The organism is Nitratireductor alexandrii (assembly GCF_004000215.1).
Taxonomy (GTDB): domain Bacteria; phylum Pseudomonadota; class Alphaproteobacteria; order Rhizobiales; family Rhizobiaceae; genus Mangrovimarina; species Mangrovimarina alexandrii.
Window position 1 is genome coordinate 1 of record NZ_RBVY01000004.1, and the last position, 24,068, is coordinate 24,068.

Sequence of the window (24,068 nt, forward strand, 5' to 3'; positions counted from 1 at the left end):
TGGCCCGCCCCAACCGCAACAGCCGCACGTGTCTTCATGGCCTTGCTCCTTCGCGATCCGTCGGGCGCAGGGTTTCAGGAATTCGCGCCCTCTTCAAGCCGTCCGCCGCCGGGCAGCGCGACGCCGGTTTTTACGCGCCCGTTCTCACGCGCCCGTTCTCACGCGTTTGCCGTCGCCGTCGAACAGGCACAGATAGGCCGGATCGAAGCGCATGGGGCAGGCCGCGCCGGCTTCGGGCACCTCGGCGATGCCTTCCTGGCGCACGGTGATCTGGGTGCCGTCGCCAAGCGCGACATGGACCAGGGTCTCCGCCCCGAGCGGCTCGACATAGCGCATCGTGCCCTCAAGCATCGCCTCGTCGGCCGCGCACAGCGCCATGTGCTCGGGCCGCAGCCCGATCAGCATATCCTCACCGCCCGACCCGACCGCGCGCGTGAGCGCGGCGGGCAGGGCGGTGCCGTTGCCGGCAAAGATGCGCGGCGTGATAAAATTCATCGGCGGCGAGCCGATGAAGCCGCCGACGAACACCGTTTCAGGGTCCTGATAGACGTCGAGCGGCGCGCCGATCTGCTCGGCCACGCCCGCATTCATCACGATCATCCGGTCCGCGAGCGTCATCGCCTCCACCTGGTCGTGGGTGACATAGAGCGACGTCACGCCAAGATCGCGCTGCAGGCCCTTGATTTCGAGGCGCATTTGCACGCGCAGCTTGGCGTCGAGATTGGACAGCGGCTCGTCGAACAGAAACGCCGCCGGCTTGCGCACGATCGCCCGGCCCATCGCCACGCGCTGGCGCTGGCCGCCCGACAATTCGCGCGGCTTGCGCTGCAGGAACTCTTCCAGCTGCAGCATCTGGGCGGCTTTCGCCACGCGCTCGGCGATCTCCGCCTTCGGCCTGCCGGCGATCTTCAGCCCGTAGGCCATGTTGTCGAACACGCTCATATGCGGGTAGAGCGCGTAGCTCTGGAACACCATGGCGATGTTGCGGTCCATCGGCTCGAGCTCGTTGACCCGCTTGCCGTCGATGGCGATCTCGCCGCTGGTGACGGTTTCCAGTCCGGCGACCATGCGCAAAAGCGTCGATTTTCCGCAGCCCGACGGGCCGACGATGACGATCAGCTCGCCGTCGGCGATCTCGGCGTCGATGCCGTGGATGACCTCGGTCTTGCCGTAGGATTTGCGGATCGATTTCAGGCTGATCGTCGACATGGGCGCTCTATTTCTCGGTCTCGACCAGACCCTTGATGAACAGGTTCTGCATGAAGATCACCACCGCCACCGGCGGGATCATCGCCAGGATCGCGGTCGCCATGATCACCGGCCAGTCGGCCCAGTCGTCGCCGGAGGGAAACATCTGCTTGATGCCCATGACGATTGTGTTCATCGACGGATCGGTGGTGACCAGAAGCGGCCACAAATACTGGTTCCAGCCATAGATGAACAGGATCACGAACAGCGCCGCGATGTTGGTGCGCGACATCGGCAACAGGATGTCGATGAAAAATCGCATCGGCTTGGCGCCGTCGACCCGCGCGGCTTCGGCGAGCTCGTCCGGCACGGTCATGAAGAACTGGCGAAACAGGAAGGTCGCCGTCGCCGAGGCGATCAAAGGCAGGATCAGCCCGGAATAGCTGTTCAGCATGCCGAAATTCGCCGCCACCTCGTAGGTCGGCACGATGCGCACCTCGACCGGCAGCATCAGCGTCATGAAAATCAGCCAGAAAACCGTTTTCCGCAGCGGGAAGCGGAAATAGACGATGGCGAACGCCGACAGCAGCGAGATCACGATCTTGCCGATGGTTATGCCGAGCGCCATGACCGTGGAATTGACCAGCATGCGCCAGACCGGGGCGTTGACCCCCGACAGGAGCGCCTTGGAGTAGTTCTCGACGAAATAGCCGCCGGGCACCAGTGGCATGGGCGGGCGCACGATTTCGTGGTTCTGCACCGTTGAGGCGACGAAGGCCAGGTAGATCGGAAAGCAGATGAAGGCGATTCCCGCAACGAGCCCCAGATGGGTCAGCCACAGGCCGCGCCCGGTCTTTTCCACCATGCCCGACATCAGTAGTGCACCCGTCGTTCGATATAGCGGAACTGGACGATGGTCAGCGCCCCGACCACCACCAGCAGGATCACCGACTGCGCGGCCGAGGAGCCCAGATCCTGGCCGACGAACCCGTCGGCATAGACCTTGTAGACCAGGATCGTGGTGTCCTGGCGCGGGCCGCCGGCGGTGATCGTGTGGATGACGCCGAAAGTCTCGAAAAAGGCGTAGACCACGTTGACCACCAGCAGGAAGAAGGTGGTCGGCGACAAGAGCGGGAACACGATGGTCCAGAACCGTTTCCAGAACCGCGCCCCGTCGATCGCGGCGGCCTCGATCACGCTTTTGGGGATCGCCTGCAGCCCTGCCAGGAAGAACAGGAAATTGTAGCTGATGCGCCCCCAGGCGGACGCCAGCACCACCAGCGTCATCGCTTCGTTGCCGTTGAGCACGTGGTTCCAACGGTAGCCGAGGGCGGCGAGATACCAGCTCGCCAGCCCGACATTGGGACTGAACATGAACAGCCACAACACGCCGGCCACCGCCGGCGCGACCGCGTAGGGCCAGATCAAAAGCGTGCGATAGGTGCCAGACCCCTTGATGATCCGGTCGGCCATCACCGCCAGCCACAGCGCGGTCGCCATCGAAACCACCGTCACCAGGATGGAAAACACCGCCGTGGTGCGGAACGAGGCCAGATAATAGGGGTCGGTGAGAAGGAAGATGAAATTGCCGAAACCGACGAATTGCGTGCGCAGGCCGAACGGATCGGGAATGAAGGCCGACTGGTAGATCGCCTGGCCGGCCGGCCAGAAGAAGAACACCGCCGTCACCGCCACCTGCGGCATGACCAGCAGCAGCGGCAGGGTCCATCCCTTGAAGGTGACGCGTTTTTCCATGATGCGATGCGGCCGCGGCGGGCGCGGGGGCGGCGTTATGCCGTCCCCGCGCGCAGGCGGGATTGGATCAGCGGTTGGCCTGTTCGAAGCGGCGCAGAAGCTGGTTGCCGCGTTCCGCCGCGTTGTCGAGCGCGTCCTGGGCCGACTTGTCGCCGGTCCACACCGCCTCCAGCTCCTCGTCGATGATGGTGCGGATCTGGTCGAAGCTGCCGAGCCTGAGGCCCTTCGAATTGCCGGTCGGCGCCTTGCCGGTCATCTGGATGATGGCGATGTCGGTGCCGGGATTGGCGTCGTAGAACCCGTCCGCCTTGGTCTTTTCGTAGGCTGCGGTGGTGATTGGCAGATAGCCGGTGTCCTGATGCCATTTGGCCTGGATATCGGCGCTCGACAGGAAGCTCAGGAACGCCGCCACGCCCTTGTAGTCTTCCGCCTCGTGGCCGGACAGCACCCACAGCGACGAGCCGCCGATAATGGTGTTTTGCGGCGCGCCGTCGACGTCGGACCAGTAGGGCAGGGGACGGATCTCGAAATCGAACTCCGCTTCCGCCTTCACGCCCGCGTAGCCGGCCGAGGATTCGGTGAAGAGCGCGCATTCGCCGCCGCGGAAATTGGCGCCGCCTTCGTTGCGCCGCCCGGCATAGATGAACTTGCCGTCCTTGGCCCATTGCCCCATCGTGTCGATATGCTTGACCTGTACCGGCCCGTTGAAGGCCAGTTCGGTGTCGAGGCCGGTAAAACCGTTTTCCTTCGTGGCGAACGCCACGTTGTGATAGGCGGACAGGTTTTCCAGGTGCACCCAGCTCTGCCAGGCCGTGGTCAGCGGGCAACCGTGCCCGGACGCCTTCAGCGCATCCAGCGCCTCGCCGACCTTGTCCCAGGTCGACAGGTCCATGTCCGGATCGAGCCCGGCGCCCTCCAGCGCGTCGCGGTTGACGTAGAGCACCGGCGTCGACGAATTGTAGGGCAGCGACAGCATCTGACCGTCGGGCGTGGTGTAATAGCCCTTGACCGCGCCCAGATAACCGTCGGCGTCGAACGGCGCGCCGCCCTCGGCCATCACCTCGTAGACCGGCTTGATCGCGCCCTCGGCCGCCATCATCGTGGCCGTTCCCACTTCGAACACCATCAGCACGTGCGGCTGCTCGCCGGCCCGGAAGGCGGCGATGCCGGCATTCAGCGTCTCGGAATAATTGCCCTTGTGGGACGCGACCACGGTGTAATCGGACTGGGAGGCGTTGAATTTCTCCACCTGCTCGGCCAGCAACTCGCCGAGCCGGCCGGTAAAGGCATGCCACCACTGAATTTCCGTCGCCGCCGAGGCCGCGCCGGGCAGCGCCGCCGTTGCAAACGCGGCGCCGGCCAGTACGAGGGTCTTGAACGTCATGAGCTTTCCTCCCGCATTATGGTGCCTCGGTCGGATCGATCAGTCATCCGCTACCGCGGCCTTTGGTCGGGGTATCCCCGCCGGAAGAGCGAAGGTTTCACCTTTCTCCGATACGAGTCAATTGAAGATCGACGCCGCCTGGATACGCCGAATTGGCGCCTTGCGCGCGCGGCGCCATCTCAGCCGCTCTCGTGGGCCGGCGGTGCCGGTGCCGGGGGACGGCGCCACGCCGGTCTGCGGCGCGGTGCGATGCGGTTCTTTTTCGACGAATCGCGCTAACTTGGCGCGATGTTCGTCAATCTCCTGCTCGGCACAGCGGTCATTTCCGCGACCGTCGTCATTCATACGCTCGGCCTGATCGCGCTCACCCACGCCATCGGGCGCCTGACCGGGCTCGTGCGCATGGACGGACGCCGCAGCCGCATCCTGGCCATGGTCTCGATCGTCATCGGCCTGTTCGCGGTCATGACGGTGGAAGTGTGGCTGTGGGCCATCGCCCATTACGCGCTGGGCGTGGTCGAGGGGTTCGAAACCGCGCTCTATTTCTCGGTCGTGTCGTTTTCCACGCTCGGTTACGGCGACGTCGTGCCGGCCCATCACTGGCGGCTGTTTGCCGGCCTGGAGGGTGTCAACGGCTTCCTGCTGATCGGCTGGTCGACCGCCTATCTGATCGCCGCCGGCATCAGGATCGGGCCGTTTCGCCGCGGCGTGCATTTTTAGCCGCCGCCCGCCCGTTGCCCCTGCTTGAGGCCGGCTGCTCTATTCCCTAAAACAACAGTCCATGCGGAGGGGGGGCTGTTTGATGTTCGAGAAGATTTTGATCGCCAATCGCGGCGAGATCGCCTGCCGGGTCATCAAGACGGCGCGGAAGATGGGCATCGCCACCGTCGCCGTTTATTCCGACGCCGACCGTGACGCCGTTCACGTCGAGATGGCCGACGAGGCGGTGCATATCGGCCCGCCCGCCGCCGCCGAGAGCTATCTGGTGGCCGACAAAATCGTCGCCGCCTGCAAGAAGACCGGCGCCCAGGCGGTGCATCCCGGCTACGGGTTCTTGTCGGAGCGCGCCTCGTTCTGCGAGGCGCTGGAGGCCGAGGGGATCGTCTTCATCGGCCCCAAGCCGAAGGCGATCCGCGCCATGGGCGACAAGATCGAATCGAAGAAATTCGCCAGCGAGGCCAAAGTCAGCACCGTTCCCGGCTTCCTGGGCGAGATCGAGGACGCCGACCATGCCGAACGCATCTCCGACGAGATCGGCTATCCGGTGATGATCAAGGCCTCGGCCGGCGGCGGCGGCAAGGGCATGCGAATCGCCTGGACCAGAAACGAGGTCCGCGACGGGTTCGACCGCGCCCGCTCGGAGGCCAGGAGCTCGTTCGGCGACGACCGCATCTTTATCGAGAAGTTCATCGTCGAGCCGCGCCATATCGAGATCCAGGTTCTGGCCGACGGCCATGGCAACGCCATCCATCTCGGCGAGCGCGAATGCTCCATCCAGCGCCGCAACCAGAAAGTGGTCGAGGAGGCGCCGTCGCCATTTCTCGACGCCGAAACGCGCGCGGCGATGGGCGCGCAGGCCGTCGCGCTCGCAAGGGCCGTCGACTATCAGAGCGCCGGCACGGTCGAGTTCATCGTCGACAAGGACCGCAATTTCTATTTCCTGGAGATGAACACGCGCCTCCAGGTCGAGCATCCGGTGACCGAGCTCGTCACCGGCATCGATCTGGTCGAACAGATGATTCGCGTCGCCGCCGGCGAAAAGCTCGCGCTTTCCCAGGACGATGTCCGGCTGAACGGCTGGGCGGTCGAAAGCCGGCTCTACGCCGAGGATCCCTACCGCAACTTCCTGCCCTCGATCGGCCGGCTGACGCGCTACCGCCCGCCGTCCGAGGGCCGCCATGGCGACGTCGTCGTGCGCAACGACACCGGCGTGACCGAGGGCGCGGAAATCTCGATGTTCTACGACCCGATGATCGCTAAGCTGTGCACCTGGGCGCCCGACAGGGCGACGGCGATCGAGGCGATGTCGGACGCGCTCGACGAATTCGTCGTCGACGGCATCGAGCACAACATACCCTTCCTGTCGGCGCTGATGCGCCATCCGCGTTGGCGCGAGGGGCGGCTGTCGACCGGCTTCATCGCCGAGGAATATCCAGACGGCTTTGCCCCCGCGATGCCCAATGACGAGGAGAGGGCGGTTCTGGCGGCGGTGTCGCTGGCCGTCGAACTGCTGCGCAAGGACCGTCTCGACAGGCTGTGCGGACGGCTCGCGCCGCATTCGGGCGCGACCAAGCCGGACTGGGTGGTCAGGCTCGACGACGACTATATCGCGCTCTCCGTCGGCGAAGGCATGGTCTCGCTGCCGCTGGAGGTCGACATGCGGGTGGAGGGCGGCGAACCGGTGACGGTGTCTTCGTCCTGGCGGCCGGGCGAGATCGTGTGGAAAGGCCGGGTCGGCGGGCGGGCGGTGATCGCCCAGTTGCGCCCGGTCTTGAACGGTATGCGCATCGCCTGGCAGGGCCTGTCGGTCAACGCCCGGGCCATGTTGCCGCGCACTGCCGAACTCGACCGGCTGATGCCGAAGAAGCTGCCGCCCGACACCTCCAACATGCTGTTGTGCCCGATGCCGGGTCTGGTTGTGTCGGTCGCGGTTGCGGAAGGCCAGGAGGTCAAGACCGGCGAGACCTTGGCCGTGGTCGAGGCGATGAAGATGGAAAACGTGCTGCGCGCCGAACGCGACCTGACCGTGCTCAAGATCCATGCCGTCGCCGGCGACAGCCTGTCCGTCGACGCCGTCATCATGGAATTCGAATAGGGCTCGCGGCCGCCGCGCCCCGCAACCGCAATAACCCTGGCTGCGACCGGACTGTGTCGGACCCGGTCCGGTCGCGGCCGGCAACGCCCGTGTCACGAAGCTTGGGACAAACCGCGTCCTGCCTCTCGACCGCCGCCGCGCGATCGGAAACAATCCGCTCCGACGGCCTGAGTCCGGCCACAGCGAACGGAAGACCGACCGATGGCATCACCACGTCCCCCGCGCGATCCGCTCTTGCGCGCCGCCATGCAGGCGGCGGCGTCTCCAGCGCCGGCGGCGCGGCCGTTTATCCATTTGCGCGTCCATTCGGCCTATTCGCTGCTGGAGGGCGCGCTGCCGCTCGGCAAGATCGTCGGCCACGCGGTCAAGGACGGGGCTCCGGCGATCGCGGTCGCCGACACCAACAATCTGTTCGGCGCGCTCGAATTCGCCCAAAAGGCGGTCAAGGACGGCGTCCAGCCGATCATGGCCTGCCAGCTCGACACGCTTTTCGAGGGCGAGGACCCGTCCAGTCAACGCGCCGCGCGCGACGCCCGTCCCGACCTTGCCGGCCTGGTGCTGATCGCCGCCGACGAGACCGGTTACGCCAACCTCGTGCGATTGGTCAGCCGCGCCTATCTCGAAACGCCGGCCGGCGCGCCCGTGCATATCACCAGCGGCTGGTTGGCCGAGAGCGCGCCCGGGCTCATCTGCCTGACCGGCGGCGCGGCCGGGCCGATCGGCCGCGCGCTTGCCGCCGACCACGCGCCGCTGGCCGAAGCCCGGCTCTTGCATCTGCGCGACCTGTTCGGCGACCGGCTCTATGTCGAGCTGCAGCGCCACGAGGGCTACGACCGCGCCGTCGAGGCGGCCCAGATCGATCTCGCCTACCGCCACGACCTGCCGCTGGTGGCCACCAACGAGGCGTTTTTCCCCGCCCGCGAGGATTACGAGGCGCACGACGCGCTGATCGCCATCGCCGAGGGCACGGTGATCGCCGTCGACGAGCGCCGCAAGCTCACCCCGGACCACTATCTCAAGAGCCAGGCCGAGATGGCGGCCCTGTTTGCCGATCTGCCCGAGGCGATCGACAACACGGTGGAGATCGCGCTGCGCTGTTCCTATTATCCTGAAAACCGCGCCCCCATCCTGCCGCGCTTCACCACCGGCTCGACCGACGACCCGGAGGCGGCCGAAAAGGCGGAGGCCGACGAGCTCAGGCGCCAGGCGCACGAGGGGCTGGAGCGCCGGATCGCCGACCAGGGCCTGTCCGAGGGCTATACGCGCGAGGATTACGCCAAGCGTCTGGACTACGAGCTCGGCGTCATCGAGCGGATGAAGTTTCCCGGCTACTTCCTGATCGTCGCCGACTTCATCAAATGGGCCAAGGCACACGACATTCCCGTCGGTCCCGGCCGCGGCTCCGGCGCCGGCTCGCTGGTCGCCTACGCGCTCACCATCACCGATGTCGACCCGCTGCGCTTTTCGCTGCTGTTCGAGCGCTTCCTCAATCCCGACCGCGTGTCGATGCCCGACTTCGACATCGATTTCTGCCAGGATCGGCGCGACGAGGTCATCCGCTACGTCCAGGAAAAATACGGCCGCGACCAGGTTGCCCAGATCATCACCTTCGGCACCTTGCAGGCGCGCGCGGTGCTGCGCGACGTCGGCCGTGTGCTGCAAATGCCCTACGGGCTGGTCGACCGGCTGACCAAGATGGTGCCGGCCAACCCCGCCAATCCGGTCAAGCTCGCCGACGCCATCGCCGCCGAGCCGCGTTTCCAGGAGGAGCAGGAAAAGGAGCCGATCGTCGAGCAGCTCCTGGAGATGGCGCAGAAGCTGGAGGGGCTCTACCGCCACGCCTCCACCCATGCCGCCGGCATCGTGATCGGCGACCGGCCGCTGTCGGAACTGGTGCCGATGTACCGCGATCCGCGCTCCGACATGCCCGTCACCCAGTTCAACATGAAGAAGGTCGAGGATGCCGGCCTGGTCAAGTTCGACTTTCTCGGCCTGAAGACGCTGACCGTGCTGGAAACGGCGGTCAAGCTGATCCGCCGCAAGGGCGTCGAGATCGATCTGTCGAAGATTCCGCTCGACGACGCCGACACCTACGCCATGCTGGCGCGCGGCGAGACGGTCGGCATCTTCCAGGTGGAATCGGCCGGCATGCGCAAGGCGCTGATCGGCATGAAGCCCGACCGCATCGAGGACATCATCGCCCTGGTCGCGCTCTACCGCCCCGGCCCGATGGAGAACATTCCCACCTACAACGCCCGCAAGCATGGCGAGGAGGAGATCGCCTCGATCCATCCCAAGATCGACCATCTGGTTCAGGAGACCCAGGGCGTCATCGTCTACCAGGAACAGGTGATGCAGATCGCCCAGGAACTGGCCGGCTACACGCTCGGACAGGCCGATCTTCTGCGCCGCGCCATGGGCAAGAAGATCCGCGCCGAGATGGAAAAGCAGCGCGCGATCTTCGTCGACGGCGCCACCGAGCGCGGCGTTTCCAAACAGCAGGCCGACTTCATCTTCGACCTCTTGGCCAAGTTCGCCGATTACGGCTTCAACAAGTCGCACGCCGCCGCCTATGCGATCGTCTCCTACCAGACCGCCTATTTGAAGGCGCATCATCCGGTCGAGTTCCTGGCCGCCTCGATGACGCTCGACATGGGCAACACCGACAAGCTGGCCGATTTCCGTCAGGACGCCATCCGCCTCGGCATCGAGGTCGTGCCGCCCTCGGTGCAGACTTCGCACCGCGATTTCGAGGTCGGCGACAATCGCATCTTCTATTCGCTGGCCGCCATCAAGGGCGTCGGCGACGCCGCGGTCGAGCACATCGTGGAAAAACGCCGCGAAAAGCCGTTTTCAAGCCTGGAGGAGTTTTGCGGCCGGGTCGATCCGCGCATCGTCGGCAAGCGCGTCTTCGAAAGTCTGGTCCAGGCCGGCGCGCTCGACTGTTTCGGGCGCGAGCGCGCGGCGCTGTTTGCCGGCGTCGAGCTGATGATGGGGCTTGCCCAGCGCGCGGCCGAAAACGCGCTCTCGGGCCAGTCCGACATTTTCGGTGCCGCGCTCGCCGGCGAGCCGGAACGGCTGCGCCTGCCCGACACCGCGCCCTGGTTGCCGGCCGAAAGGCTGCATCGCGAGTTCCAGGTGGTCGGCTTTTATCTCTCCGCCCACCCGCTCGACGAATACAAGGACGCGCTCAAGAAGATGCGCGTGCAGAACTGGACCGAGTTTTCCGCCGCCGTCAAGCGCGGCGCGTCGGCCGGACGGCTGGCCGGCACTGTCACCTCGAAACAGGAGCGCAAGACCCGCACCGGCAACAAGATGGGCGTGGTCAATTTCTCCGATGTCAGCGGCCAGTTCGAGGCGGTGCTGTTTTCCGAGGCGCTGGCCCAGTTCCGCGACCTTTTGGAGGCCGGTCGCTCGGTGGTCATCACGGTCGCGGCCGAGGACCGGCCGGAAGGCGTCAATCTGCGCATCCAGACCGTGCAGTCGCTGGAGGACGAGGCGAGCCGGCTGCAAAAGGCGCTCAGGATCTTCCTGCGCGACGCCGGTCCGGCCGCCGCGCTCGCCGGCCATCTCGGCCAGCGCGGCGAGGGCGAGGTGTCGCTGGTGCTGATCAAGCAGGACGGCGCCGGCGAGGTCGAGATCGCGTTGCCCGAGCGCTACCGCATCTCGCCGCAGATCGCCTCGGCGCTGCGCGCCGTGCCCGGCGTGGTCGACGTCGAACTGGTTTAGGGTGCGCCTCAGGACGGCCGCGCGGGTTTTCCCCTCTTGCGACGTCTATAGCGTTTCCAGGCGGAGTGGAAGCCGGTTCGCCGTTCAAAAACGCGTTAAAACAATAAGTTAGAGCCGGTCTGCGAATCCGTGAGAAGCAGAACGGCTCTAAGGCCTGGCTTCGCAAGCACCAGCACGTCACTGGTTCCCTTATGCGGGGGAGAAAATCTTTTCCTGCGCTTGCGCGGGCGCAGCCAGGCAAGGCTTGGAAAAGACAACAAGGGGGATCGTCCTAGGGATCGACCCGTCAGGAGGCGACCGGCTTCTTGCGCGGCGCGCGCTTGGCGCGCGTCGGCGCGGCCTTAACCTCGCCGGCCGTCTTTTCGGCCATCGCCAGGCGCATTTCGCGCAGCCGGGCCGTCTTCTTGTCGCGGGCCGACACTTCCTCCTGGATGATCGATTGCGCGACCGCCGTGGTCTGTTCGGCCTTGGTGGTGGCCGAGCGTGAACGGGGAGCGACGGTGAAATCGGAAATCGAGCGCATCGGTGGAACCCTTGATCTGGTTTTGCGGAAGCGGCCGCGCCCCGTAGGAAAGGGCGCGAGCCTGTGTTCGTGTGGGCCTGTCGCGGCCGTCGCGGGCGCGGCGGTTATTTCTTTTTCGCGCGCGTGCCGGTCGCGGTGCCGTCCGTGGCCAGCCTGACCGCGGATCCGAACGGTGCTGGCGCCACCGGCGGTTTCTTGTCTTTTTTCGGTTTCCGGATTTCCCGGTTGCTGCGTTGCTGGCCCTTGGCCATCGCGGTCGCTCCTCATGGGCGGGTTGATGATGGGGCGGATCGCACGTGTCGCGTTTCGCGTCGCGCTTCCGCCTTTGATCGTGGGCATGTCTTGATTCCGACACCGACTGGCGCGGTCGCAGGACATGGTCCGGTCAACAAAAAAGCGGGGAATTGCTCCCCGCTTCCTGGTGCCGGCGTGAGCCGGCGCGCGATCCGGAAGGAAAGCTGCCAGTACATCCGTGGTCAGCTCTCCCGTATCCGGTGCGTGTTTTATACGACCTTCAGGTTCGCCGCGGACTGGCGCCCCTTGCCGTCGTCCTCGAGGTCGAATTCGAGCTTTTGGCCTTCAACCAGACCGCCGAGACCGGCGCGGTCGAGCGCGCTGATATGGACGAACACGTCCTTTTCGCCATCTTCGCGGGTGATGAAGCCAAAACCCTTCTGGCCATTGTAGAATTTTACGGTACCGGTATGCATGGACTCATTCCTTGGAAACGATGCGCCGCGATCGTGCCGCGCCGCGCGAGAAAATATATCGATTTCTGGAATGAGATTGGCGGGTCGAAAGCCTCTGACGCCGCGAAAAGCCAAGCCTGGCCCAAATAACGATAACCTTTAGATAGACACCAATTGCGGCTTATTCAAGGGCCTGGCCGAAATCCGGTCTCACGCCGCCGCCCGGCCGCGCCCGCGCTCAGCGCTCGCGCTGCGGGCGGCCGCGATTGCCCTTGCCGACCGCGTAGCCGGTCTCCTCCGCCTTGTTGGCGAACTTGTCCCGCAGCGCGTCGATCGCGCCCTCGACGAGTGTGCGCTTGCGCGCGGCCTGATCGGTCTGCGGGGTCTACAGCGTTTCCAGGCGAAGTGGAAACCGGTTCGTCGTCCGCCAACGCGTCAAGACAAGAAGTTGGAGCCGATTTGCGAGCCCCGTGAAAAGCAGAACGCCTCTAACCCGCCACGCGTACGGCTTCGGTGACGACGGCGTGCGGTCGGGCGAGGAAGGCGCGCAGGAAGGCCGGGTCGACGTCGGGCTGCGTGCCGTCGGCCTGCGTCAGCGCATGCCAGGTGACCGGGCCGAGGCCGGCCGCCCGCATCGCCGCCTCGATCGAGCCGCGCGACCAGTACCAGGCGTCGAAGGCGGCGCTCTGCTCGCCCCGCGACAGCGAGACGTGGATCACGCCGCCGTCCTCGTGCGGTGCGTTCGCCGGATCGTCGGCCGCGTAGGACAGGCCGAGCGGCCAGTAGAAGTCGGGATCGGGGTGGTAGTCGGGATGGATCGGCAACGTGACGAGCCGGCCGCCGGGGCGCAAAAGCTTGGCCATTGAGGCGCACATGGCGTCGAGTTCGTCGCGGCTGCCGGCATAGGGCAGCACATAGATCGCCACGACGACGTCGAACTGCCCCTCGAGATCGGCCGTCAACGCGTCGACGAACTGGATGTCGTAGCCCTGCGCCGCGGCCTGCCGGCGGGCGAAGGACAGCATGCCCTCGGCCAGATCGAAGCCGACGACCCGGCGCGCACCGCGATCCTTGATCCAGCGTGCATACATGCCCGTGCCGCAGCCGAAATCGAGCACGTCCTTGCCCGACAAATCGCCGAGCACGCCCATCACGCTCGGAATCTCGATGTCGCGGCGGAACGGCCAGCGCGCCATGTCCTCGTAGAGTGCGGCGAGGGTTTCGAACTGCGATGCGGCCTGCTTCGTCATGATCGGTCTTCCGCGCTCGAGGACGGTCCAGGGTGTCTCACAGTAGCGGCAAAACGGCCGGCTGGCGAGCCGCGCGTGTCGCGCCGGCCGTCCTCCCGCGCCTGCGCCGTCCTTCCTCAGCTCTCGCGCTGCGGGCGGCCGCGATTGCCCTTGCCGAACGTGTAGCCGGTTTCCACCGCCTTGTTGCCGAACTTGTCCCGCAGCGCGTCGATCGCGCCCTCGGCGAGTGCGCGCTTGCGCGCGGCCGTGTCGACCAGGTCGGCCGGGTCGGCGCGGTCGTCGGGCGCGAGATCGGCCACGCCGATGCCGATCAGCCGGTAGCGCGTGCCGTCGGTCTCCTTTTCCAGAAGCGCCAGACCGGTCGAAAAGATCCGGTCGGCGAGCCGCGTCGGGTCCGACAGCCGGCGATTGCGGGTGCGGGTCTTGAAATCGTGGGTTTTCAGCTTCAGCGTCACCGTGTGGCCGGCGATGCCGGCCTTCTTCAGCCGCGCCGAAACCGTTTCCGACAGCGCCCGCAGCACCGGCACCAGCTCGCCGGGCGCGGCCAGGTCGGTGTCGAAGGTGGTTTCGGCCGACACGCTCTTGGCGTCGTGGTCGGCATGCACCGCGCGCGTGTCCTGGCCGCGCGCCAGATGGTAGAGGCGCTCGCCCATCGTGCCGTAGCGCTTCATCAGCGTGGCGCGTTCCATCGTCTGCAGTTGCGCGATCCGCGTGATGCCGTCGCGCGCCAGCGTTGCGGCGAACGCCTTGCCGACGCCCCAGATCAGCGTCACCGGCTGGTCGGCCAGGAAATTGAGCGCCTCGGCGCGGCCGATGACGGAAAAGCCGCGCGGCTTGTTGAAGTCGGAGGCGACCTTGGCCAAAAACTTGCAGTAGGACAGCCCGACCGAGACGGTGATGCCGATCTCGCGCTCGACCTGGCGCGCGAACCGCGCCAGAACGATCGCCGGCGCCGTGCCGTGCAGCTTTTGCGTGCCGGTGAGGTCCAAAAACGCCTCGTCGATCGACAGCGGCTCGACCAGCGGCGTCAGCGCCTGCATCATCTGGCGCACCTCGCGCCCGACCCGGGCGTATTTTTCCATGTCGGGTTTCAGCACCACGGCCTCCGGACAGGCCTCCAGCGCCTTGAACATCGGCATCGCCGAGCGCACGCCGTTGATGCGGGCGATATAGCAGGCCGTCGACACCACGCCGCGCTTGCCGCCGCCGATGATCAGCGGCCGGTCGCGCAATTCGGGCCGGTCGCGTTTTTCCACCGCGGCGTAGAACGCGTCGCAGTCGATATGCGCGATCGACAGGTCGTAGAGTTCGCCGTGGCGCACGAGCCGTGGGCTGCCGCAGGCCGCGCAGCGCCGTGCCGCCGCCTCCGCCTGCGGGCGCAGGCAGTCGCGGCAAAAACCGGCCTCGGGATCGTTGACAGCAAACGTCATGGCTGCGAACATAAACGGAACAAACAAAATATTAGTCGAGACGGGCCGGCGAGACAAGCGGCCGGGAAGGGGATCGCATGGCCGCACGGATCGAACCGCTGACCGCCGATCTGTGGCCGGCGCTGGAGGATTTGTTTGGCCGCCAGGGCGCCTGTTACGGCTGCTGGTGCACGCATTTTCGCCTGCCGCCGGCGACCCGGCGGCACAACAACCGCGAAAGCAACCGCGCCCACTTCAAGACCCGGGTCGAGACCGGGCCGCCGCCCGGCCTGATCGCGCTCGAGGACGGCGTCGGCATGGGCTGGATGCAGATCGGCCCGCGCGCCGACGTGCCGGAATGGAACAATCAGGGCCGCGTCTCGGCGCCGCTGTCGCCCGACGAACGCGACGATGCCGGCGTGTGGGCGGTGTCGTGCTTTTTCGTCCGCGGCAAGGCGCGCGGCCGGGGCCTGACCCATCGTCTGGTGGCCGCCGGCATCGATCACGCGCGGGCCGGCGGCGCGCGGCTGATCGATGCCTGCCCGATAACCGAATCCAAAAGCACGCGCCCGGTCGGCCTGTTCGTCGGCTCGGCCCGGGTGTTCGAAAAGGCCGGCTTCGAGCGCGTCGCCGAGCGCAAGGCCGGCCGGCCGCTGATGCGTCTGGTGTTGTAGCGCCGCGGCTGCGGGCAGGGCCGCCGCCCGAAGGTCAAAGCCGCAGCGCGCCGGCGATCTTCGGCGTTGCGTCCGGCCAGTCCTCGACCACGGCGATGCCCTCGGCCGGCGGCGGCAGGAGCCGGCGCAGCGCATTGTCGGCCATCAGGTGGAACAGATGCGCGTCGGCGACGCTGGCGCGGGCCGAGCTCAAATTGTGCGGCAGGTCGTCGACGAAGGCGACCGGGCGCCGGCCGTCGCCCCTGAGCGCGGCGATCGCCGGGCCCTTGGCCATTTCGGTGGTCAGCAGCGGATAGGTCAGCCCCAGCGTCTCGAGATGGGCGCGCCGGACCGCGCGATGGCGGTGCGGCATGGCGGTCAACAGCACGATCTCGGCGCCGGCCGACAGCGTTTCCAGCGCCTCGGCCGCGCCCGCCGCCATTGTCTGCCACTCGGCCTGGGCGGCGAAGAAGGCGCTGAGCAGGCCCGAAACGGTCTCCCGGTCAACCACGGCGCCGGTGTCGATCTCGGTGACGTTGCCGTGCAGGCGGAACGTTTCCAGCCCCAGCGCGTAGCCCTTTGCGGCGAGGAAGCGCGGAAACGGCCGGATGAACTCCAAAATCACGTCGTCGACGTCGAGCACCACAAGCGGGCGGCTGTCGCGCGCCAGTTCGGCGATCTGGCGGGCGGTTTCGGGATCGTCGCTCATGTCGAGGCCAGAAAATCGTCGTTGCCGCCGGGCAGGGCGCGTTGGGCCTGGCCGACCGCCGCCGGGTCGATGTCGTGCGCCTGGCAAAATGCCGTCAGCGTCGGCTCGTGGGCGAGCAGGAAATTCAGCACGCCCGCCAAAAAACCCGGCTCGGCCGCCGCGCGCCTGATCGCGTCCGCCTCGATGCCGGTCAGCGCCAGGAAGCGCGGCAAAAGCACCGGATCGGCGGCGATGAAACCGAGCGCCTGGATGGCGAGCGCTTCGGCGGCTGGGGAATTGGCGCTGGCGGGCATGGGCAGGATCCGGATCGCTGGACGCGGCCAGACCTAGCCGCTCGACGGCCGGCAGGCAAGCCGGTCGCGGCCTGGCAAGGGGTTTGCCTTTCGTCAATCAAATCGCGATAGGCTGTCTTTAGGGAGAATCGCGCTTTTCCGGCCCGAACGCCGGCAACGCGGCCCGAAGAACCTGTCGTCAGGGTGGGGCGAGCATGTCGAAGACTGTGATGATCGTCGAGGATAACGAGCTCAATATGAAGCTCTTCCGCGACCTGATCGAGGCCAGTGGCTACGCCACGGTGCGCACGCGCAACGGGCTCGAGGCGCTCGATCTCGCGCGCCGGCACCGGCCGGACCTGATCTTGATGGACATCCAGTTGCCGGAAGTGTCGGGCCTGGAGGTGACGAAATGGCTGAAGGAGGATGACGATCTGCACGCCATTCCCGTCATCGCCGTGACGGCGTTCGCCATGAAGGGCGACGAGGAGCGCATCCGCCAGGGCGGCTGCGAGGCCTATATTTCCAAGCCGATCTCGGTCGGCAAGTTCATCGAGACGATCAGATCCTATCTGGGCGACGCCTGACGGGCTCATTTTCACGCCGAGCGAACGGAACCGGACCATGACCGCACGCATCCTCGTCGTTGACGACATCCCGGCGACCCTGAAACTGCTGGAGGCGCGGCTTCTGGCGGAATATTTCGAGGTGCTGACGGCGACCTCCGGCCCCGAGGCGCTGGAACTGTGCCGGGGCGGCAAGGTCGACGTGGTGCTGCTCGACATCCTGATGCCGGACATGGACGGTTTCGAAGTCTGCCACCGGCTCAAGCAGAACCCGGCGACCGCCCATATTCCCGTCGTCATCGTTACCGCGCTCGACCGGGTCGCCGACCGCATCCGCGGTCTGGAGGCCGGTGCCGACGATTTTTTGACCAAGCCGGTCAACGACCTCCAGCTCCTGACCCGGGTCAAGAGTCTGGTGCGGCTGAAGATGCTGTCCGACGAGCTGCGCCTGCGCGCGGCGACCACGCGCATGATCGGCATCGAGCCGCTGCTTGCCGACATCGTGCCGGCCGACGAGGAAAGCCCGCGCGTGCTGGTGGTGGACGATGACGCCGAAGCGGCGGCGGCCGTCACCGGCCTGCTGGCCTCCTATGTCACGCCGATGGTCCAGCCCGACCCGCAGGCGGCCTGTTTCCAGATCGCCGAAGGCAATTTCGATTGCGTTCTGGTGTCGACCGGTTTTGCCCGCTTCGACCCGCTGCGGCTGTGCTCGCAACTGCGCTCGCTCGACCGCACCCGGTTCGTGCCCATTATCCTGATCGCCGACAAGGACGAGCAGCAGCGCGTCACCCGCGCGCTCGAGCTCGGCGTCAACGACTATATCGTGCGGCCGCTCGACCGTCAGGAACTGATCGCCCGGCTGCGCACCCAGGTCCGGCGCAAGCGCTACAATGACCGCTTGCGCGCCAATGTCACCGAAACCATCGCCATGGCCGTCACCGACGGGCTGACCGGCCTGCACAACCGCCGCTATCTCGACAGTCATCTCGACACGCTGGTCGAGCGCGCCAGGGCGGGCGGGCGCCCCCTGTCGGTGATGATCACCGATCTCGACTGCTTCAAGACCGTCAACGACACCTACGGCCACGACGGCGGCGACGAGGTGCTGCGCGAATTCGCCGAGCGGCTGCGCCGAAACGTGCGCGGCATCGACCTTGCCTGCCGTTATGGCGGCGAGGAGTTCGTCGTCGTCATGCCCGACACCGACGCGCGGGCAGCGGCCAGGATCGGCGAGCGCGTGCGCGCCGAGATCGAGGCCGCGCCCTTCGCCGTGGGGCCGGACCAGGTCGCTGTGGGGTTGACGGTCAGCGCCGGCATCGCTGCCCTCGACGGCGCGGGCGATACCGCCGCCGGGTTGCTCAAGCGGGCGGATCTCGCCCTTTACGAGGCCAAGCACGGCGGCCGCAACCGGGTCGTTTCGGCGGCGGCCTGAGTCCCGTTCTCTGGGCCGCCGGGCCGGGCCATGGCCGGCTTGTTTACGTTAACGTAAGCAAGCTGTCGCATATCCTTAATAAATAGTTGATTTCTTCCTCGCATTGCGCGAGAAATCCTCGGAACAAGAGTGTTCGGTGACGGTTTTCACGCGGACCTCTCGTCATACCCCATGATGCTCAGGTCCGCCGCATCTCCTGGGTTCCGTGGGGTTGGCCGGTCGGCTCTGACTCTCAGTGGCCTCCTCGTACCGCTGTCAGATTGCCGGCCGGCCCCCTTTTCCTCTCATTGCGAGCATCAGGGCAGGGCGCCTGTGTCCCGCGCGCGGCAGCGCGCGAAACGAGGCCCGTCTCATGCCGTTGCCGTCGCTCTGCCGGGGCGCGGGGTGAGCGGCTCCGAACAACAAAAAACGCCGCCCTTGCAGGCGGCGTCATCCAGGTGCCGGCGTTGCGGCGGCCTATTTGATCTTCGTTTCCTTGAACTCGACATGCTTCTTGGCAATCGGATCGTATTTGCGGAACGACATCTTTTCCGTCTTCGTCCGGCTGTTCTTGCTGGTGACGTAGAAAAAGCCGGTATCGGCGGTCGACAGGAGCTTGATCTTCAGGTTTGCGGCTTTGGCCATGACGTTCGTCCGTTGTTCTCGCGAAATTCAGCCGGCTTGGAACCCACCCTCGGGGACGCGACTTACGTCGACAGGCCGTGCAGAGTTGGCGGAGACATATACAAGCGCCCCCGAAAGTCAAGGCCGCCGTGCCCGGGCGGCTCCGGTGTCGCGCTTTTTTTGCCGCGCCGTCACGGAAATGACGGCAGCGCGGACGGTGACGCGCCCGAAAACACGCGGAACTCGCGCACCAGGTGGGCCTGGTCGGCATACCCGCAATCGGCCGCGATCTGGGCCCAGTCGGCCGTCTCGGCGCGCCGGGCGATCGTCAGCGCGCGGTTGAAGCGCACCATGCGCGCGGTGGCTTTCGGCCCGATGCCGATCTCCTCGCCGAAGCGCTGGTTGAGATGTTTGCGCGAGCAGTCGAGCGAGCGGGCCAGGGCGCCGATGCGCACCGTGCCGTGGCTGGCAAGGATGCGTTGATAGGCCCAGGCGGTCGCGCCGTGCCGTGGTGCCGCCGCCGCCAGCCGGCGGCGCAGCAGCGTCTCCACCGCCGCGAACCGGTGCCGCCAGTCGCCATGTTCGCCGAGGCGGTCGCGCAGGTCGGTGATGTCGGGGTCGCCGAGCTCGTCGAGCTGCACCATGCGCCGCGCGATCTCGCACATCGGAATGCCGAAGAACCGCCGTGCTCCGAGCGGGGTGAAGTCGATCTGGATGCATTCGGCGCGCCCGGTCGAGTCGATCAGCACGAAACCGGGATAAAGCCCCGAGGTGAAGCTGTTGTAGCGCTCGTCGGCGGTCGGCGCGCGACCGAGCGCGATCCGGAACGGCTCGCCGAATCCCACGATCAGCGGCACCGCCAGCGGCGCCATCTCCACGGCATGGGCGAGCGCGTGGCCGTTTTCGCGATAGCCGACGATCCTGATCACCTCGCCGCCGAGATCGACCGGCACCCGATGCTGCACCAGCACCGTGGTGGCGTCCGGCTGCGGGGCGCGGGACGGGGCGTGTCGGGGATCTTCTGCCATATCGTGCCTTTTCGCCAGCGCGCATGGTAGGCCAAGCCGCCGTCGCGCAAAAGCCCGGCATTGCGGCTGGCCGCGGCTTCGGGCTTGCACACGGCGCAAACCGCAATAGTGTGATGCTGCTGCTGGGGAGGGTGGTCGATGGCCGAAGGGTTTTTAGCCAAGCTGCGTGTTTTGCTGGAGGGCGATCCGGCCGTGCGCCGTGTTGCCGACGATCCGGTGCTGTCGGCCGAGCTTTTGTTGCTGTTTCGCATGATCCTGGCCGATGGCGAGGTCGACGAGAAGGAGCTGGAGACGTTCCGGCGCATCTGCCGCGAGGCGTTCGGCATCGGCGAGGACAGCCTGAAAAGCGTGATTCGCTACCTGCACGATTTCGGCTACGAGACGACCGGCTCGCAGGCGCTGGCGCTTTTTCGCACGCTCGACCGGCAGCGCCGCGTCGACCTTGCCCGCCATATGGCCGAGATCGCCAAATCCGATTCGGATCTGAGCGAGCATGAAGTCAGGCTTTTGCGCCGCACGCTCGACGTGCTCGACCTCGACCCGTCGGATGTTGTCGGCGGCGACGTGCACGGCGAGGCAGACGCGGATCCCGCGCAGTAGCCCGCGCCAGTCTTATCCCTGTTCTGCCAGGCGCCGCCGGATCGCGCGTTTCAGGTCCGGCGCGGCGGCCACCAGCGCCTTGGCCGCGTCCGAGCGCGGATCGTCGAGCACCGCGTCGGTCTTGCCTTCCTCCACGATCTTGCCGTCATGCATCACCATCACCTCGTCGGTGATCGCGCGCGCCACCGTCAGGTCGTGGGTGATGAACAGATAGGCGACGCCCAGGCGCTGGTTCAAATCGGCGAACAGGTCGAGCACCTGGGCGCGGATCGACACGTCGAGCGCCGACACCGGCTCGTCGGCCACGATCAGCTTCGGCCGCGTGATCAGCGCGCGCGCGATCGAGATGCGCTGGCGCTGGCCGCCGGAAAACTCGTGCGGATATTTTTGCATGTCGTCCGGCCTGAGCCCGACCTCGTGCAGGGCGTGCGCCACCATCTCGCGGCGCGTTGTCGGCGTGGGCGCCTCGTCGAGCAGGTGCAGCGGTTCGGCGACCAGGCGTTCGACCTTGTGGCGCGGGTTGAACGAGCCGTACGGGTCCTGGAACACGACCTGCATGTTGCGCCGCGCCGGTTTCAGCGCCGCCTCGCTCTTGCCCGTCAGCGTCTCGCCGAGGAAGCGGATTTCGCCGGCGCTCGGCCGGTCGAGGGCCAGGATCATCCGCGCCAGCGTCGATTTCCCGCAGCCCGAGCGGCCGACCAGCGCCACGGACTGGCCGGGCTTGAGTGCGAACGAGACGCCGTCGACGGCGCGGAACGGGACCGGGCGCGAAAACGGCGAGCGTCGCCGCCCGGCATAGTCGCGCACCACCGTGTCGACCTCCAGCAGGTTGGGCCCGGACGCATCCGCCGCGGCGCGGTGCGGCCGGGCCGGCACGTGCATCGACGCCTCGGCGAGCTGGCGCGTATAGGGGTGGACCTGGGCGGCGAGCGTCGGCGCGGTCTCGCCGTCCTCCATCACCGTGCCGTGGCGCATGATGGTCACCCGGTCGGCCATGTCGGTGACGACCGCCAAATCGTGGCTGATCAGAAGCAGCCCCATGTGGTTTTCCGCCACCAGGTCGCGCAGAAGGTCGAGGATCTGCGCCTGCAGCACCACGTCGAGCGCGGTGGTGGGTTCGTCGGCGATCAGCAGTTTTGGCTTCAGCGCGCAGGCGATCGCGATCACCACGCGCTGGCGCTGGCCGCCGGAAAGCTGGTGCGGATAGCGCGACAGCGGAAACTGCGCCTCCGGCAGGCCGACCCGGTCGAGGATCCGGCGCGCCGAGGCCTCGGCGTCGGCCCGGTTGGCGCCGGTGTGCCAGCGTATGCCTTCGGCCACCTGTTCGCCGATCGTCTTGACCGGGTTGAGTGCCGTCATCGGCTCCTGGAACACCATGCCGATATCGTCGCCGCGCAGCCGGCACATCGCCGCCTCCGGCGCCGCCAGAATATCGATGCCGTCGAAGGTGACGTGGCCGCTGGCCTCGGCCGCGTGCGGCAGCAGCCGCATGACGGTGAGCGCCGTCATCGACTTGCCCGATCCCGATTCGCCGACCAGGCCCATGGTCCGGCCGGCTTCGATGGCAAGGTCGACGGCGTTCAGGATCGGCGCGTCGCCGATCTTCAGCGTCAGCTTTTCGATCTCCAGAAGCGCCATCAGCGTTGACGTCTCAGTTTCGGGTCGAGCACGTCGCGCAGCCCGTCGCCGAGCAGGTTCAGGCCCAGCACGGTGACCACGATCGCCAGGCCGGGAAACAGCGCCAGGTGCGGGGCCACGATCATGCGCGTCTGGGCGTCGAACAGCATGCGGCCCCAGGACGGCATCGGCGGCTGCGCGCCGAGCCCGACATAAGAAAGCCCCGCTTCGGCCAGGATGCCGAGCGCGAACTGGATCGTGCCCTGGACCAGCAGGATCGAGGCGATGTTGGGCAGGATGTGCTCAATGGTGATCAGCACTTTGTTCTTGCCGGCCGCGCGCGCGGCCAGGATGAACTCGCGCGGCCACAGGGCGAGCGCGCCGGCGCGCGCCACGCGTGCGAAGACGGGGATGTAGAAAATGCCGATCGCGATGATGGCGTTGATCGCGCCGGGTCCGAAAATCGCGGTGATCAGCACGGCCGACAGCAGCGCGGGGAAGGCGAAGACGAGATCGTTGAACCGCATCAGCGCCTCGTCGATCAGCCCGCCGCGCGCCGCCGCCCAGCAGCCGAGCGGCACGCCGATGCCCATGCCCATGCACACCGCCACCACCGCGACCGCGATCGAGTTGCGCGAGCCGACCATGATCATCGACAGGATGTCGCGGCCGAAATGGTCGGTGCCGAACGGATGCGTCCACGACAGGCCCTGCATGCGGTCGGCCGGCACCAGCCTTGTCACGTCGAACGGCGTCCACACCAGCGACACCACGGCCATGGCCGTGATCAGGGTGGTGATCGCGAAGCCGGCGACAAAGGAGCGGTTGGAAAACGCCGCCGCCAGGAGCCCCTGTTCGGGTTGCGGCAGGTCGAGCGGTTCGGCGGCCATCAGCGCGTCCTCAGCCGCGGATCGACGAGCGCGTAGCAGATATCGACCAGAATGTTGACGATGACCACGCTCGCCACCAGAAGCATCACCACGCCCTCGACGACGATCAGGTCGCGCTGGGTGATGGCCTGGAACACCAGACGTCCCAGCCCCGGCAGGTAGAACACGTTCTCGATGATGATCGTGCCGGCGAGCAGGAAGGCGAATTGCAGGCCCAGAATGGTCAGCACCGGGATCATGGCGTTGCGCAGCGCGTGGCGCCACAACACCGCTTTGCGCGGCATGCCCTTGGCGCGGGCGGTGCGGATATAGTCCTCGCCCAGCACCTCCAGCAGCGCCGAGCGCGTCACCCTGGCCAGGATCGCCGCTTGCGGCAGGGCAAGCGCGATCGCCGGCAGGAGCAGCGCCCGCAAGCCGCTGAGAAGCCCGTTCTCCCAGCCCGAGAACCCGCCGGCCGGCACCAGCCGCAGCCACACCGCGAACACGTAGATCAGGATCAACGCGAACCAGAAATTCGGCACCGCGACGCCGAACTGCGCCGCGCCCATGGCGAGCGTGTCGGCCGCCTTGCCGCGTCTGGCGGCCGCGAACAGCCCGACGGGAATGGCGATCGCGGTCGATAGAATAAGCGCCATCAGCGCCAGCGGCAGCGACACGACGGCCCGCTCCGCGACGAGTTCGATCACCGGGCTGGAATAGGTGAAGGAACGGCCGAAATCGCCGACCACGAGCCCGCTCACCCAGCCGAGATAGCGCGTCACCACCGGCTGGTTGAGGCCCATCTGCTCGCGCAGCGCGGCCAGCGCCTCCTCGGTGGCGTTCATGCCCAGCATGAGCTGCGCCGGATCGCCCGGCACGATCTCCAGCACGGCGAAAACCACGATCGAGGCCACGACCAGTGTCAGAAGCCCGACGGCGATGCGCTTGGCGAGAAATGCGATCATTGGGCCTTGCGT

The 24,068-nt window shown here is 66.7% G+C and carries 23 protein-coding genes; 7 read left to right on the forward strand and 16 right to left on the reverse strand.

The genetic code is table 11. From position 1 onward, the window contains the following. Positions 1-144: 144 nt before the first annotated feature. From ugpC to ugpB, 4 genes are all read right to left on the reverse strand, one after another. The gene (ugpC, locus tag EP380_RS09480; protein WP_127598258.1) at positions 145-1,209 is read right to left on the reverse strand and encodes a sn-glycerol-3-phosphate ABC transporter ATP-binding protein UgpC; all 1,065 of its coding nucleotides are present in this window, start codon (positions 1,207-1,209) and stop codon (positions 145-147) included. Between the two features lie 7 nt (positions 1,210-1,216). Beyond that, positions 1,217-2,053: a sn-glycerol-3-phosphate ABC transporter permease UgpE gene (gene ugpE / locus EP380_RS09485; RefSeq protein ID WP_127598799.1), complete on the reverse strand. Its 837-nt coding sequence runs from the start codon at positions 2,051-2,053 to the stop codon at positions 1,217-1,219. An 8-nt stretch (positions 2,054-2,061) separates the two neighbouring features. Beyond that, positions 2,062-2,943 carry a sn-glycerol-3-phosphate ABC transporter permease UgpA gene (ugpA, locus tag EP380_RS09490; RefSeq protein WP_127598260.1) on the reverse strand — a complete coding sequence of 294 codons (882 nt, stop codon included), beginning with the start codon at positions 2,941-2,943 and terminating at the stop codon, positions 2,062-2,064. A gap of 67 nt (positions 2,944-3,010) precedes the next feature. After that, positions 3,011-4,327 carry a sn-glycerol-3-phosphate ABC transporter substrate-binding protein UgpB gene (gene ugpB, locus EP380_RS09495; RefSeq protein WP_106569648.1) on the reverse strand — a complete coding sequence of 439 codons (1,317 nt, stop codon included), beginning with the start codon at positions 4,325-4,327 and terminating at the stop codon, positions 3,011-3,013. 288 nt (positions 4,328-4,615) lie between these two features. Between ugpB and EP380_RS09500 the strand changes: the two genes are divergently transcribed. From EP380_RS09500 to dnaE, 3 genes are all read left to right on the forward strand, one after another. Further along, positions 4,616-5,047 carry a potassium channel family protein gene (locus EP380_RS09500; RefSeq protein WP_106569647.1) on the forward strand — a complete coding sequence of 144 codons (432 nt, stop codon included), beginning with the start codon at positions 4,616-4,618 and terminating at the stop codon, positions 5,045-5,047. Between the two features lie 82 nt (positions 5,048-5,129). Beyond that, positions 5,130-7,142: an acetyl-CoA carboxylase biotin carboxylase subunit gene (locus tag EP380_RS09505; protein WP_127598262.1), complete on the forward strand. Its 2,013-nt coding sequence runs from the start codon at positions 5,130-5,132 to the stop codon at positions 7,140-7,142. A gap of 246 nt (positions 7,143-7,388) precedes the next feature. Beyond that, positions 7,389-10,871, forward strand: a complete 3,483-nt coding sequence (dnaE, locus tag EP380_RS09510) for a DNA polymerase III subunit alpha (protein ID WP_238719838.1) — start codon at positions 7,389-7,391, stop codon at positions 10,869-10,871. A 286-nt stretch (positions 10,872-11,157) separates the two neighbouring features. On the opposite strand, the gene EP380_RS09515 is transcribed toward dnaE, so the two are convergent. The 5 genes from EP380_RS09515 to EP380_RS09530 all read right to left on the reverse strand — a co-directional run bounded on the left by EP380_RS09515 (position 11,158) and on the right by EP380_RS09530 (position 14,775). Further along, positions 11,158-11,394 carry a hypothetical protein gene (locus EP380_RS09515; RefSeq protein ID WP_127598267.1) on the reverse strand — a complete coding sequence of 79 codons (237 nt, stop codon included), beginning with the start codon at positions 11,392-11,394 and terminating at the stop codon, positions 11,158-11,160. Positions 11,395-11,498: 104 nt separating this feature from the next. After that, on the reverse strand, positions 11,499-11,645 hold the full coding sequence (locus EP380_RS23560) for a hypothetical protein (RefSeq protein ID WP_164749815.1): 147 nt from the start codon (positions 11,643-11,645) through the stop codon (positions 11,499-11,501). A 252-nt stretch (positions 11,646-11,897) separates the two neighbouring features. After that, positions 11,898-12,104 carry a cold-shock protein gene (locus EP380_RS09520; RefSeq protein WP_106569643.1) on the reverse strand — a complete coding sequence of 69 codons (207 nt, stop codon included), beginning with the start codon at positions 12,102-12,104 and terminating at the stop codon, positions 11,898-11,900. A gap of 467 nt (positions 12,105-12,571) precedes the next feature. Further along, positions 12,572-13,333 carry a class I SAM-dependent methyltransferase gene (locus tag EP380_RS09525; protein ID WP_127598269.1) on the reverse strand — a complete coding sequence of 254 codons (762 nt, stop codon included), beginning with the start codon at positions 13,331-13,333 and terminating at the stop codon, positions 12,572-12,574. Between the two features lie 116 nt (positions 13,334-13,449). Continuing rightward, positions 13,450-14,775, reverse strand: coding sequence for a DNA polymerase IV (locus EP380_RS09530; RefSeq protein ID WP_106569641.1), 1,326 nt, complete (start codon positions 14,773-14,775; stop codon positions 13,450-13,452). 65 nt (positions 14,776-14,840) lie between these two features. Here EP380_RS09530 and EP380_RS09535 point away from each other — a divergent pair, with 65 nt between their 5' ends. After that, positions 14,841-15,416, forward strand: a complete 576-nt coding sequence (locus EP380_RS09535; protein ID WP_106569640.1) for a GNAT family N-acetyltransferase — start codon at positions 14,841-14,843, stop codon at positions 15,414-15,416. 34 nt (positions 15,417-15,450) lie between these two features. On the opposite strand, the gene EP380_RS09540 is transcribed toward EP380_RS09535, so the two are convergent. Continuing rightward, entirely contained in the window at positions 15,451-16,104 is a 654-nt protein-coding gene (locus EP380_RS09540; protein WP_127598271.1) for a hypothetical protein, read from the reverse strand. Next, complete coding sequence (locus EP380_RS09545; protein WP_127598273.1) at positions 16,101-16,397, reverse strand: DUF3572 domain-containing protein; 297 nt, start codon at positions 16,395-16,397, stop codon at positions 16,101-16,103. Before EP380_RS09545 ends, EP380_RS09540 begins: the two co-directional genes overlap by 4 nt. A gap of 194 nt (positions 16,398-16,591) precedes the next feature. On the opposite strand from EP380_RS09545, the gene EP380_RS09550 reads away from it, so the two are divergent. Continuing rightward, positions 16,592-16,963, forward strand: a complete 372-nt coding sequence (locus EP380_RS09550) for a response regulator (RefSeq protein WP_106569637.1) — start codon at positions 16,592-16,594, stop codon at positions 16,961-16,963. A gap of 37 nt (positions 16,964-17,000) precedes the next feature. Then, a complete protein-coding gene (locus EP380_RS09555; RefSeq protein ID WP_106569636.1) occupies positions 17,001-18,374 on the forward strand; it encodes a PleD family two-component system response regulator in 1,374 nt (457 codons plus the stop codon). Positions 18,375-18,830: 456 nt separating this feature from the next. Here the strand turns inward: EP380_RS09555 and rpmG are convergent, their stop codons facing one another. Further along, a complete protein-coding gene (gene rpmG / locus EP380_RS09560; RefSeq protein WP_106569635.1) occupies positions 18,831-18,998 on the reverse strand; it encodes a 50S ribosomal protein L33 in 168 nt (55 codons plus the stop codon). A gap of 170 nt (positions 18,999-19,168) precedes the next feature. After that, positions 19,169-20,005: a helix-turn-helix domain-containing protein gene (locus tag EP380_RS09565; RefSeq protein ID WP_127598275.1), complete on the reverse strand. Its 837-nt coding sequence runs from the start codon at positions 20,003-20,005 to the stop codon at positions 19,169-19,171. 138 nt (positions 20,006-20,143) lie between these two features. On the opposite strand from EP380_RS09565, the gene EP380_RS09570 reads away from it, so the two are divergent. Then, positions 20,144-20,605, forward strand: a complete 462-nt coding sequence (locus EP380_RS09570) for a tellurite resistance TerB family protein (RefSeq protein ID WP_106569633.1) — start codon at positions 20,144-20,146, stop codon at positions 20,603-20,605. A 12-nt stretch (positions 20,606-20,617) separates the two neighbouring features. On the opposite strand, the gene EP380_RS09575 is transcribed toward EP380_RS09570, so the two are convergent. Genes EP380_RS09575 through EP380_RS09585 form a run of 3 tightly spaced genes read right to left on the reverse strand, consistent with a single transcriptional unit; the run spans position 20,618 to position 24,056 of the window. Continuing rightward, on the reverse strand, positions 20,618-22,243 hold the full coding sequence (locus EP380_RS09575) for an ABC transporter ATP-binding protein (protein WP_127598277.1): 1,626 nt from the start codon (positions 22,241-22,243) through the stop codon (positions 20,618-20,620). Continuing rightward, positions 22,243-23,112, reverse strand: a complete 870-nt coding sequence (locus EP380_RS09580; RefSeq protein ID WP_106569631.1) for an ABC transporter permease — start codon at positions 23,110-23,112, stop codon at positions 22,243-22,245. The genes EP380_RS09575 and EP380_RS09580 overlap by 1 nt, the downstream gene beginning before the upstream one ends. Further along, positions 23,112-24,056, reverse strand: coding sequence for an ABC transporter permease (locus EP380_RS09585; protein WP_127598279.1), 945 nt, complete (start codon positions 24,054-24,056; stop codon positions 23,112-23,114). The genes EP380_RS09580 and EP380_RS09585 overlap by 1 nt, the downstream gene beginning before the upstream one ends. Positions 24,057-24,068 lie beyond the last annotated feature (12 nt).